Origin of the sequence: Fontibacillus phaseoli, assembly GCF_003337355.1 — a bacterium.
Taxonomy (GTDB): domain Bacteria; phylum Bacillota; class Bacilli; order Paenibacillales; family Paenibacillaceae; genus Fontibacillus; species Fontibacillus phaseoli.
Window position 1 is genome coordinate 36045 of record NZ_QPJW01000005.1, and the last position, 13457, is coordinate 49501.

The 13457-nt window shown below is 33.7% G+C and carries 9 protein-coding genes; all 9 read right to left on the bottom strand.

The genetic code is table 11. The annotated features are described in order from the left end of the window. Positions 1-14: 14 nt before the first annotated feature. The 9 genes from rfbH to DFP94_RS14420 all read right to left on the bottom strand — a co-directional run bounded on the left by rfbH (position 15) and on the right by DFP94_RS14420 (position 13449). Positions 15-1571 carry a lipopolysaccharide biosynthesis protein RfbH gene (gene rfbH, locus DFP94_RS14380; RefSeq protein ID WP_220270920.1) on the bottom strand — a complete coding sequence of 519 codons (1557 nt, stop codon included), beginning with the start codon at positions 1569-1571 and terminating at the stop codon, positions 15-17. After that, a complete protein-coding gene (locus DFP94_RS14385) occupies positions 1571-1963 on the bottom strand; it encodes a GtrA family protein (RefSeq protein WP_181873157.1) in 393 nt (130 codons plus the stop codon). Before DFP94_RS14385 ends, rfbH begins: the two co-directional genes overlap by 1 nt. After that, entirely contained in the window at positions 1960-4605 is a 2646-nt protein-coding gene (locus tag DFP94_RS14390; protein ID WP_114497172.1) for a LamG domain-containing protein, read from the bottom strand. The genes DFP94_RS14385 and DFP94_RS14390 overlap by 4 nt, the downstream gene beginning before the upstream one ends. 62 nt (positions 4606-4667) lie before the next feature. Further along, entirely contained in the window at positions 4668-6851 is a 2184-nt protein-coding gene (locus DFP94_RS14395; RefSeq protein ID WP_114497173.1) for a hypothetical protein, read from the bottom strand. Then, complete coding sequence (locus DFP94_RS14400) at positions 6844-8214, bottom strand: glycosyltransferase family 4 protein (protein ID WP_114497174.1); 1371 nt, start codon at positions 8212-8214, stop codon at positions 6844-6846. Before DFP94_RS14400 ends, DFP94_RS14395 begins: the two co-directional genes overlap by 8 nt. 11 nt (positions 8215-8225) lie before the next feature. Then, positions 8226-9269 carry a glycosyltransferase family 4 protein gene (locus tag DFP94_RS14405; protein ID WP_114497175.1) on the bottom strand — a complete coding sequence of 348 codons (1044 nt, stop codon included), beginning with the start codon at positions 9267-9269 and terminating at the stop codon, positions 8226-8228. Then, complete coding sequence (locus tag DFP94_RS14410) at positions 9266-11113, bottom strand: glycosyltransferase (RefSeq protein ID WP_114497176.1); 1848 nt, start codon at positions 11111-11113, stop codon at positions 9266-9268. Before DFP94_RS14410 ends, DFP94_RS14405 begins: the two co-directional genes overlap by 4 nt. After that, positions 11103-12728, bottom strand: coding sequence for an ABC transporter ATP-binding protein (locus tag DFP94_RS14415; RefSeq protein ID WP_114497177.1), 1626 nt, complete (start codon positions 12726-12728; stop codon positions 11103-11105). The genes DFP94_RS14410 and DFP94_RS14415 overlap by 11 nt, the downstream gene beginning before the upstream one ends. Next, positions 12715-13449 carry a hypothetical protein gene (locus DFP94_RS14420; protein ID WP_114497178.1) on the bottom strand — a complete coding sequence of 245 codons (735 nt, stop codon included), beginning with the start codon at positions 13447-13449 and terminating at the stop codon, positions 12715-12717. Before DFP94_RS14420 ends, DFP94_RS14415 begins: the two co-directional genes overlap by 14 nt. Positions 13450-13457 lie beyond the last annotated feature (8 nt).

Here is a 13457-nt window from a genome sequence, read left to right on the forward strand (position 1 = left end):
GTATCCTCCTCCAGTTATTTTGAAAGAACAAACTTCCTAATTTTATCAATCACATAATCGATCATGGCATCTGTCAATCCAGGATAAACTCCAATTAAAAATGTATCGTTCAGTATTTTATCAGTATTGGTTAGTTCTCCGTGTATTCGGTAATTCACTCCCTGGAAGGACGGTTGTCTTGTCAAATTCCCGGCAAATAACATTCTCGTTTGAATTCTATTAGTTTCAAGAAAGTTTACAATTTCATTTTTAGTAAAATGGGCACCATCTCGAACGGTCATTATAAAACCAAACCAGCTAGGATCGGAATTATTAGTCGCATGAGGTAAAATTAAAAACTCATCAAGTTCTTTCAAACCTTCATACAGGCGTTTGAAATTTGCCTTTCTAGCCTCAGTAAATGAAGGGACCTTTTTTAATTGTTCTACTCCAATTGCTGCTTGCATCTCAGTTACACGTAAGTTGTAACCGATATGGGAATAAGTATATTTATGATCATAACCATAAGGCAATGACCCAAGTTCCCAACCAAACCGCTTATTACATGTATTATCGCAACCGGATGGACACCAGCAATCCCTCCCCCAGTCACGGAACGATTCTATGATTGATTTTAGTAGGGCATTATTAGTATACACAGCACCACCCTCTCCCATAGTCATGTGATGTGGAGGATAGAAACTGGATGTGCCAATATGGCCATATGTCCCCGTCAATTTGCCATTGTAAATTGAACCAAGTGCGTCACAGTTGTCTTCTATTACCCAAAGGCCGTATTTGTCAGCAATCTCCATAACCTTATCCAATTCAAACGGATTTCCCATTGTATGGGCAACCATTATAGCTTTAGTTTTGGGAGTTATAGCACCTTCTATTTTTTCAACCCTAATATTATAGGTTCCAAGTTCAACATCGATAAAAACTGGAACAGCACCATTTTGGACAATAGGATTAACTGTTGTAGGGAAACCTGCAGCAACGGTAATCACTTCATCACCCGGCATAATGCGTTTTTCTTTTAACTTCGGTGAAGTTAATGCAGAAAACGCTAATAGATTGGCTGAAGACCCCGAGTTTGTAAGCAATGCATATCTTACTCCAAGATACTCTGCGAATTCCTTTTCAAATTGCTTGTTATATCTGCCAGCCGTTAACCAAAAATCTAATGACGAATCCACTAAGCTTCGCATTTCCTTTTCGTCGTATACACGCCCACCATATACTACGGGTGATTTCTCAGAATCAAAATTTTTGCCCCGATCGGAGTGGAATAAGTCATAATACTCTTCGACTTTGAACAGGATTTCCAGTCTTTTTATTCTCTCCAAATCCTTGTGCTGTAGCTTTGATACCTTCTCCACTTCTTTTAAATCTATATCAATTTTTGTTCGTATATCAAGATAAAGGGAGGTATTAAGATCAATATCTGTTAACTCGACATGGTATTTTTCCGCATAATTCTCCGGCAACGTTTGATTCAGCTCATAACCCTGAGTTTGGTCTTGTTCGCTGCTAATTAAAGCATAACTTTGTTTAACCTTATTAAAGACAATTTCTCCTCGCTTTAGCATTACTGCACCCCTTCAGATTCTGATTTATTTTGAAAACTCCAATGCTTATGAGCAAAAAAACTGATTAGAGTAGTAATAAATAGCGCAATTCCCTGAGCAATTAGCTTATTTGTTCCCATTGTATCAACTAAAATAAATAATAGAAACAAATTTACCAAAAACGTAAAAATATAAACCACTACGAATTTTGCAGCACTCTTAGCTTGATAATTTTTTTGGCCAAAAGTCCATTTATTATTCCAAAGATAACTATGCGCAACTCCGACAATATGAGAGAAAACAAGAGCAATAAAATAATTACGGTTTACAAACTGAATAAATCCCGCATAAACAACAAAACCAACTAATGTATTTAGAACTCCGACAATAATAAACTTCACCGATTTATTCATTTTCCACCTATGATCTTCCATCGATCCGCAATTGTTTCTTGTGATAAAATTTCATTACTTATTACTGCCTCCCTGATCTCGCCTCTAAACGCTCTATCCTGATTCACCCAGTTGGCAATTGACAGTGGCATTTCACTATTCTCGAATAACAATTGATCATTTTCAATTTTATTTTGTAACACTCCATTTTTAAAAATTACTACAACCCCATGGTCGTAAGTAACCGTTAGGTAGTTCCATTTATCAGGATCTAGTTGGACACTTGATGTGGTATTCCATCCTTTCCCATCCCCATAACTAAAATTGTATTTATTTTGATTTTTATTTTCTTGCTGAATTACAAAGCCCTGCCCTCCGTTACCAGGGTGATTCCCGATTATAGCAGCGAATGGTGCTTGTATATTCTCGGGCTTGACAACTACTTCTATAGTAAATTGTTGATCCAGGTTAATACCTGATAAATTTTCTTTTATCCCAATAATCTCATTAGTATCAGGATAGCCAACATAAAAATTATCATAAATATAATAATGCAACGAATTTTTGATTTCTGGAAGTGATTCCATTTTCAAATGCGAATTACTCGTTTCTTTCCTCTCAAGCAACAATACATTGCCCAAGTCGCTTCGGTCTACAATATCAAAATTTTCATATAATAAACTCAATACCTTTACATTAAAGCCGTAATTCAGTTGGATATTACTAATAAAATTGTTATCGATAAACACTTTGTTCAATGAACTATCTTCTATCGCCGCAAAGATTCTTTCATAGTCTTTCTTCAAAAATAGTTCCGATGTGCCAGGTATATTCAAGAATGGATCGGCATTAGAATTCAAGTAGTCAATCCCCGAATGGTAAGACAATATCAAGACTTTCTCGTCCATAGACGTGTTATCTTTAATAAAGCTTAACTCATTGGTAACAGGAGTCTCGTTTCTTTCAACTAATTTAGACCACCTTTCATTCATAACACTATAAAGTTCTTTACCGCTGCTGAGAAGAGTAATAAAAGTAAATACTAAAAATAATATTGAGACTATAGAAATAAAAGAAAAAATCCAGCTCTGCTTCTCACCATTTCTAAAATAATTGCGTTGCCTTTCGTATAGCAAATATATGTATAGTATAAGCAACATTAAAGCAGGATACCAAACCAAGGATAACACATGATTGTGACTTCTCCCTTGATAATAGCTGAACAAGCCAGTACCCAAAATAGAAAGAAGAAAAATCAATCTCATCATGGTGGTTCTGCTTTTATTAATAAATCCAATGAAAGATATAACTAACCCTACAATGTAAGTTAAAGCCACCAAATTCCACGGGTGAATCAATTCCATTGGCAACATAAAAAAACCATAACCATAAAAATAGATCTGATAACTGAAAAACTCAACGATGTCGGGGATCTGTCCTGAGCGAAGGTAGATGAACAAGCAGTAGAACAGAACCACTACAATTAAACAAATTATCGCGGTAATAATATGTTTACTACTCTTTCTAATAACCGAACCAAACGATTGATCTTGTAGAGCGCTGTCGTAGATCAATACCAAAACCCAAGCAATTAACACAATTAACCCCGTATCGAGATTCCAAAGAACACCCATAGAAAATAACAGTGTAAAAAGGTAGTACTTTCTTTTGCTTTGTTGCTTGAAGAAAATGATGGAACAATAAATTAATAATGTCGGGAATAATGTTCTTATCGGGTAATATTGAAAATACGGATCTCTGCTGTAAACTTTAAAGTGAACGTAACCATAAAATATAACGAAAAATATTCCTAGGATTACAAAGGCTTTTTTTGTTATTAAGTGATCCAAAGATTTATATAAAAAATAGAAGCAAAGAAAAATCAGTAGGCTCATGACCAAAGTAAATTTAAAAACATCCAATCCAATAATTCTAAATATAATCTCCAAAAAATGAGGATATAAACCATATTGGTTATTAACATCGACAAGCAAACTCTCGCCTTTATAAATCGCTGCCACGGAATGAAATACTGCATTCAAGTGACTAGTGTACATCCCAGTATCATTAATTGAATATACAGAGTAAACATTAGTAAGTGATATCAGCAATAGAGCACTAATGATTAGGATACTAGCGAATAAATTAATCCTCCGACAATGGGATGTCTGCAATTCAAAGTTTAACTTTTTATACTTAAACAAGAAAAATGTCATAGCCATTAAAACGATTAGTAACACTGAAATTAAAGGCTCGTTTAATAGAAAATAATCTCTGATGAAAAAATGATTCGAATCCTGTCTGCCATAAATCCAAAGTAAAGAAACCAAAATAAGAATTGATATTGCTACGAAAATCCTAAATAGTGTATCTGTAATTCGAGATGAAATTTTTGAAATGACTTTATTAATAGGCAAATAAACTAATGATATAACTACTGGAAAACAGATTACCGAAAGTACGAATCTTAGCCTTTCTTGAGGTTCGGGTAAGAAAGAATCGACACTTACAGTAAATAATCCACTTATCTCAAAATAAATACTATTGGTTACTTCTTTCTTAACGAATATGCACAAAATATAGACCACCACTAATGACAATAGTGTGACAATAAAACCCAAAACAAAACTTCTTTTGTTTTCCGCTTCTCTTTCATGCTCCACGATTAAATTTCTCCTAAATTCTCCAAATTTAATAATACTGTTTCTTTGAAGTCAATTTTTAATTAGTCTATTTTAATTTCGACTATTTTATAATCGGAAATTTTAAAGACAAGTTCTCGGGGATCTGAATTTACTATTCTGTCGGCATTACTCATGAATTTTATTGTAAATTTACCAGGAGGCACCACCAATTCGTAATTTATAAATTGACCTGAACTATTTAATTCGATTTCGTTGTTAATTAATTCACTTTTAATATACAAATCTGATTTAATACTAGAACCAGTTGATATTACCCCTTCTAATCTTAACTTTTTACTAGTGTCTGAAAAATTATTTATATCCAACTCACCTACTGAACTGCTCCATCTCCAGTAGTTATTTCCGGATTGCTCCATATCATAAAAACCAGTACTCCAAGAAATCAGTAGCGGATGGAGCGTATCATTAGCTTTCTCATTCCATTCTTGTGTTGAGAATTTTGACTTCAACCTCTGATTATAATTATTCATATCATAAAATAATAATCTCTTATTATCACTTTCTATTGGAGTAGTTTGTAGAATTTTTTGAATTTCATTAGCAATCAAGTTAGCGTTATCCCCATACCCCCTTCTATCAACATAAATTCCGCTAAATCCTGAAAAGGACAATTTTTCAATAATCTCGTTTGTCGAAGAAGTTGAAGCCACATTTTTAATCCATAGGTCCGCCTTCCGCCCTTTCATTGCTCCATAGCTCCATCTCAACGAATCGCTATGCATGTACCCTTTCAATAATTCATAGTCTCCCATAAAATTTACGGGTGGATTTTCTGGAAATGGTACGTAAGGAAATTGAAAAACTAAGGCCCCAGTAGGCAAGGACTTTTCTATTCTTTCAACAAATGATTTATCACTATCAAATTCCTGTTTGGTGGAAGAATAATTTGGCACCATGGAACTTGTTGTCTGGTCAAGTAAACCAAACACCATAATTAAAAAAAGCAAAATATTATAGGAATATCTATACCCATTTTTTTTGATTTTCCCCTTTAATATATCGGCTACAATTAAGAACATTGATATTGAAAAAAATGAGATGAAAATAGAGATACGATTGTATGCTCTAATCTCAGGCAAAATTATCATGGCAAACAAAGTACCGAATCCCCCGATTGTTGCTAACAACAGAGCAGAGATATTCATCTCACTAAAAAATAAGGGGAGTTTATTTGACCTGAAACGATTTCTTAAAAATAATAAAATCAAGGAAATTACAAAACCAATGCTACCTAATATGCCCAAGCTTGAAAAATCATTCTCATTTACTAACGGAGAATGACTATTATAAGATGCTTTTAATTGTTCAAGATAAGAAATTCTATGTGATGTAACAGGTAATAAAAGTTGTGAAATTTTCAACCCGTAAACTTCAGATTCGACGTAACTTCTATTTGCTACAGCTATATTATTTCCATTACCAATTTTATAAACTATGTTAGGAGCTATATTTATCAAACTTCCAACTAAAAGTATAGCGATAATTATCAAAGCATTTATCAAGTTTCTAGTCTTCTTTTTGTTAATCCAAGCAGAAATACCTATGATGCTCAAAAAGAAGCACGAAAAAAAAGTATAATAAATCCCGCATGAAGAGAATACCAGACAAAATAACACTAAAAGGAAATTCGCTTTATTTATATTCAGCTTTAATTTCCTGTTATTAATTTGGTAAAAGTTCACTTCAGAAGCATAAACCTTATATAGTATCAACACAATAATAGGAACAAAAAAATATGAGGCTAAAAACAGATGAGGCTGACCTCTCAGAAAATGATACGGAACGAATGTAAACAATTGGCTTCCTATAAGAGAAATAAAAGCGGAAAAATTCATTTTCTTGAAAACATAAAATGAAAGAGCTGCCGTTAGTGGGAATGTTAGCAAAAAATATAAATTAAAAATGAGAGCATAATGGGAAGTAAATAAGGATAGTATTTTGATAAGAAATAGAAAAAAATTATCAAACATCGTAAAATCATAAAATTCTAACCCAAATGGTGCCCCAACAAAGTTGTTCGATAAATACCACCCATTATTAATAATGCTTTTGATCATTAATCCGGTAAGAAGAGAATCACCAGAGTAACTAAAGGGAACAGACAAGTCAGCGTTCCATAACTTAAGTATAGAAAAGGTGAAAATAATAGAAAGTAGCACAGATACTATTATATAACCAATATTTTTTTTAGTCTGTTTAATCATAACTATCCCCTGTTTTTTTATAAAATACTTTGTATATTTTTGAAATATTTAACTCAACTGTTTTTCCTGTATCATTTTCTATTGAATCAAAAATCGAGGTAAATCTATCAAGATACGAACTAATGCCCAAATTAATATTGACCTTGTTCCCTCTCACAATATCATCTATAAACATAGAATATTTTAAACAAGAAATTTCAATAGTGTGGTTGTTGTTAGTTAACTCGAGAATTTTACTTGATATAATTGATCTATCCATTCTAAATATTCTTACCAATTCCTCAACCAAATGAGATATTTCATCTTTTCCAATGTTCACCTTAAGCACAACATCATCTGCGAACTCAGAAAACGAACCAATATTAGTAGTAATCACTGGCTTACCGCGCCCCATTATCTTAAGCAAACTAGCAGAATTCTCCCCTTGTGTCGGATATCTCAGGTTAACGCACATATCTGAAGCAGCAATGTATTTATCAAAGTCCTTGAGGTTAACGTAACCTATAAACACAACTTCATTCTCTAACTTATGCTTCCTTACAAGCTCTTGAATTGGATACGAGGGCGGAACTTCCCCAACAATATAGAATTTAAATTTTTTGATAAACTGCTTCGACTTTATTACCGAGAGAGCTGAAATTACTTTATCAATTCTCTTCGTAGGGTTAGCGTATCCTAGAGCACTTATGACAAAATCATCTCTATTGATACCTAGTTCTCCCCGAGCATCTTCTTTTTCTCTCTCAATATCCTCTAATTTACTAATGTGTGGTGCTGGTATAGGTACAACTTCGATGGGCACATAACTTGCTTGTTCTCTTAACAGATCCTTTGCAAACTGCGAATGCACAATAATGCCTGCTGAATTATCCAATATCCGTAAATTAAGTGGATATTTTAGCGAATTACTCTCCCATATCGGAGATATTTCACCGTTCAAAAATCTATTTGCCTCATCAAGCCCCTCTTTACCATGACAATACAACATCTCTTCACGATATTCATCTAAGTTGCCCTGTTCCAATGTCTTAGCTGCAAAGAAATGATGCAATGAATAGTCATGAAGTACCACGATTCCAGGATATTTCAAGATAAATTCATAAATTTCTTTGTGCGCGGAGTAGTTATTTCCCATATGATAAAGAATTGCACTATATTGTTTATCATTATATCTCTTCGAAAATTCAGCATACTCCCTTATTACGAAATTCTCTTTTATGTTGGTATTTTCAACTTGAAATCCATTTTCGACGTATACTTCTACGTCATAAACCTTAGACAACTCCGGTAATAGATCCTCACTGTAGTCAGAAATCCCTGATCGAATCGGATTTAACGGTGAAAAGTACGCTATCTTTTTCAATTTTCAAACCCCTATCTTATTGTTTCCGTCAAACAATCTATAACATGATCCCAAGATATATGTTTTACAGAATCATGTCCTGATTTTCCGAATTCTTTTGCAACTTTTTTATTATGATATAAATAATCAATTTTCATCGAAATTTGAGAGGAGTTTGAAGAAACATAACCATTTACATCATCTTTAACAAATTCCAGCACTCCACCGGTATCATCCAAAGTAATAATCGGTTTTGAGGATAAGAATGCCTCTAATGTTATATATCCGTAATCTTCATCATACGGCGCAAAATAAACTGCTAAACAGTTGGCGTACAAATCAAGCAATTGCTTATCCTCAACAAACCCAAGGAATTCCACCCTGTCTGATAAGCCAAGTTTTGAAGCTAAACTCTCCAAATTTTCTCTTTCAGGCCCCTGCCCCGCAATAATACATTTAACTTTAGGATCAGCATTCTTTAACGATTCTATCAAAATATCCACTCTTTTTAATTTATCCAATCTACCTACAGAGAGTATATAATTATCAAAGTTATTAGAATAGTAAAAACCCACATGTTTTGGAGGATGATATAATACTTCAGAATCAATTTTGTTATAATTAGCTAACCGATCTGTTGTATTCTGAGCAATAGTATAGATTTTTTTGGAATCAGAGAGACTATTATAATCATATCGATTCACTAGCTCTCTTACCGACAAACTCTCAGGAGAATAATCATAGTTACTGTACTGTGTACCGAGCAAGTCATAAACCTGCCTAAATTGATGCACTAACCAGGTAACTTTATTATTATGTTCTATACCATAAGAAGGGAATTTCGTGCCTATAACCAGATCTATTTTTTCCCCATTACTCTCGGATAAATCAATGAACTTCCAGTTCATCATGCTTTGAATAAGCTGTTCGTTCGGGTACCATTTGAAAGGAAGAGAAACAACCTCCGCATTATAGTTTCTCTTCCTTAACTCTTCATACAAGGACTCAACTAACAATTCTGCACCACCACGAACAAAGGGGACTTGAGCGTGGCAAATTGCTATCTTCTTTTTCATATTATTACCGCCTGTTTTTTTCTGAAGCAAACTATTCTCGATAAAGCTAGTTGGTCAGGAATTTTGCCTGCATTCAAATATTCTCCAACCGATATATGATCTAATATTTCAAATCCATTATCATTAAGCTCATTGATCAATTCAAATAGATGCCAAAACACATCATAAACATTGAATGATGCCCACTTAAGGGAAGAGCGTAACTGAGTTTCTGCCGATGTATTAGGGAAATCCGCGAGAATTATCCCACCTTCTTCTAAAAAGTCATTCAGCTTTTTATACAGAATTTTTCTATCATTATAATTAAAGTGTCGAATAAATCTAAATACTGTGATAATGTCATACTTTTTATCTGTCATAAAATTAAAAAAGTCATTCTTAACATAACAAACCGTTCCTGACAATTTTTTAACGGAAGTAGCTATCATAAAAGAGGAGTTTTCAACGGCAGTTATTTCTCCAAAACCAAGCAAAGCCTGAAGAATCCTTCCATCTCCAGAGGCAATATCCAAAATTTCATTTTCCCCAAAAGATTTTTGAGAAAACCTTTTAATAAGCAGATTGACGGCCATTCGCTCTAGCTTATCGTAAGTTCTCATCGGAAATTCCGAAAACCTAGATACATCATAATTTTGTGCAATAAATGAATCATTGTAGTATTCAGCCATTCCGATGCGATCCATCACTAAGTACTTTCCGTTAGCATCCAACTCTTCCTGCCATTCTTTCAATGTCGGTGAAGGCATCTGACTTATTAGTTCATTATAGATTTTCAAGTAGTTATTATTCTCGAAATTATTAATATCAAACAGTTCTTTGCCATATCTATCGGCATTTAGCTTATAGTAATTGTAATTCTCCTCGATTTTTTTAAGCTTAGCTACCATCTCCGCACTGTCGCTTTTTGAAACAACTCCTATTTCATAACTAGTAATAATATCTTTTAAACCGACATACTCTGATACCAAAACAGGGATGCCGTAGAGAACTGATTCAACAATAGATAATGGGCATGAATGATTATTATTGTTTGAAGTATATGGCGCAATCATGACGTCAATATCGTCGTAAAATTTCTCCATATCCAAAAATCCATTATGAATCTCTACATTATTGACATTTGATTCTCTGCACAGATCTACCATTTCTTGGTAACCCTCATATCTCCATGCAAGTTTGAATTTGTAATCACTCAGTTGCTTCGCTACAGAAACGAGTAAATATATCCCCCGGTCCTCCCATATATCTTTTGACAAGGGGGAAGATGCGAATCCAATTGTAAAACATTTATCTCCGGACCTTGTCTGTTGACTTTTTACCAAGCCATTCTTAAGCTTAGGAAGCATAATATGGGCTTGGAGCCCTACTTGTTCAAAAGCCTCTTTAACAAAAGTTGATTCAACAAATAAATATAAGTTTCCAACATCTATAGCATGTCTTAAATGTATCAAATAACCTTCATCATATTTATTTAATCCGACCATACCAGTAATAGTATACAAAGTAACAAATGAAGAAGGAGAATAACTTTTCTCAAACAAATAATATCCATCTAAGCTATCTGCAAAAATATGAATAATATCAGGTTTTTCCTTTTGAAGTAAACCACCAAAGTTCATACCCCAGTAATAAATATCATATTGTTCTTCATACTTTTCTACATTGTCACCCAATTCTTCTTCCAGTGAAATAAACTTGAAGTCAACTCTATTGTCTATAGATTTATAGGTTTGATAATAAGTTCGCGCCTCTTTTTTTATTGCTTCAATATCCTTATCTTTCTTAAATGAAAAACAAAAAATATATATTTTGGGGTTTTTTAAAATCAAATTGTTATTGAACATCGATTTTAATCCCTGCCTCTATATTCATATTTACCAATCCAATGGATTTAATATCATTTAAGACCCGTATAAAAGAGACATCAATCATGCGATCAATTGTAACAGTTTCATTTCCCGATTGGTCTGTAATTCCTAAAGTTAAAAAATACGTCCCTTCATTTAAATAATTCGGGAATTGTAACTCAGTAATTATAGTGTCGCCTTTACTAACAGTACCTATCTTTTCCCCTAAAATTTTGGTATTAGTACCGAATACTTCGATCCCATTTATTGTTTTTATAATCACACCAAAAACAGGAGAGGATATTTGCTCAAACACCTCAGCCTTAATGTAAATGTTGATTTTTTCTCCACTTTTGAAAATTGTTGTTGAAACGCCTTCCTGATCTTTTAATTCATAATCAATTATCTTAGCTTTTCCATTTCCGTATCGCAATTCTTTACTTTCATTCTCAGTATGAGCTGCCACTTGGAGATTTGCTGTCAATGACATCTTTTGGTAGTAATTCACAACTTCATTTGAACTACCCTCGAATATTAAGCTTCCATCATAAATGATGCCTACCCGGTCACATAAAGCTCTAACAGCATTCAAATCATGTGTTACTAAAATAATTGTTTTTCCCAAAGCCTTAAATTCTTCAAATTTCGAATAACACTTTCTTTGAAACACTTCATCCCCGACTGCCAAAGCCTCATCGATTATAAGTACATCCGGGTCAACATGAATGGCCAATGAAAAAGCTAGCCTAACATACATACCACTTGAATAACTTTTCACCGGTTTATCAAAGAAATCTCCTATAGCAGCAAATTCTTGGATAGCCCCCATCTTTTTTTCTATCTCATGACTTGGAATGCTATATAAATAACTATTGTAGATAACATTCTGTCTGCCGGTTAATTCCGGATGAAATCCCGCACCTAACTCAAGCAATGCTGCAATTCTGCCATTAACTTTAAAAACGCCCTGGGTATGTTGCTTAGTTTGAGCAAGGATACTAAGCAACGTGCTTTTTCCGGAACCATTGAAACCAATAATTCCGTATGTTTCCCCTTTTTTCACCTCAAACGAAAGGTTTTTCAAAGCCCAAAATTCTTGATGTTTTTTTACTATTCCAGCAGAAAATAATTCAATCAATTTAGCGCTATTTTGAGAATACAATTTAAACTTTTTACTCAGTCCCTTACAAACAATCGCCAAGTTCTGATCTACTCCATTTTCTTCGGCATTAGATGAATCCTTAGTTAAATCCACTCCGATAATGAGAGAATCCGAACCATACGATTTAAACCAGGAATCCCCTTCACGTACTAAATCCCACTCCATGTCTATGGAATCGAGTTTTGAATAAACAATATAGTTGCATTTTACTAATACGCTCTCACCCGGGGCTATATTATATGGCAATTTTGTGCGCATACCTTCAATAACAGCACCCTTATCATTTTTATAATGATAGCCTATTAAAACCGGATGATCTTTATTGTACGCATACCATACTTCCTCGCCAATGTTTGTTATTAATAATGAAATTGAGCTCATTCTACCCGAAGTCGTAATAACTTGTGTTTCTTCAACGATTGGAGTTATCCTCGCATTATATAGAATCATTCGTTTTCAACCCACTTTTGTTCATACTTTCAAAAGCTGATATTACTTCAGTCTCAAGATCCAAATTCTCCGGATTTTCTCTTAAAGCCATCAGAAGCAGATGGTATCGATTCAACTCATTATTATGATTTCCTTCAAATACCGCAAGATCCCTATAAAGATTACTCTTTATATCCCTATTTAATTGAATTTTTAAAGTGCTTATTTGTTCGTTTATTTGATCTTCACGGACTCTAATCTGCTCACTAATCTGTTCGCTGATTTTAGTCTGGAGCTCATCTTCATAAAAATTTCGGATACTCTCTACATTAGAACGAGCAACTTCCTGAAGTGCCATTTTGCATTCATCGATAATATCATTGGTTATTTCAACAGATATACTTTTAAAAAGCTCCTTATTTGAGGCATCATTATCCACTACTTGCCGGTCAACAACATATAACTGATCGATTACCTTCTGATTAAATTGAATCTGCTTCATAAAAATCGGGCGAAGCAATTTCCTCAAAAGCTTCTTTGTAGAAACAATAAATTTCCCTGCAAATTTTCGATGGGAAAAGAATTCAATATCTAGAATATTATGATTGTCAATTAATGGTTTAAACGCAGCATCGTTTTGATTAGTAGTAGCTTGGTGCGGTAAACAATTATTTAGTTTAAACAAAATTCTATCGTGAATCCGCGTTTTCAATTGCTCTTCATTAAAATTAAGTTTTTCCATGTTCCCCT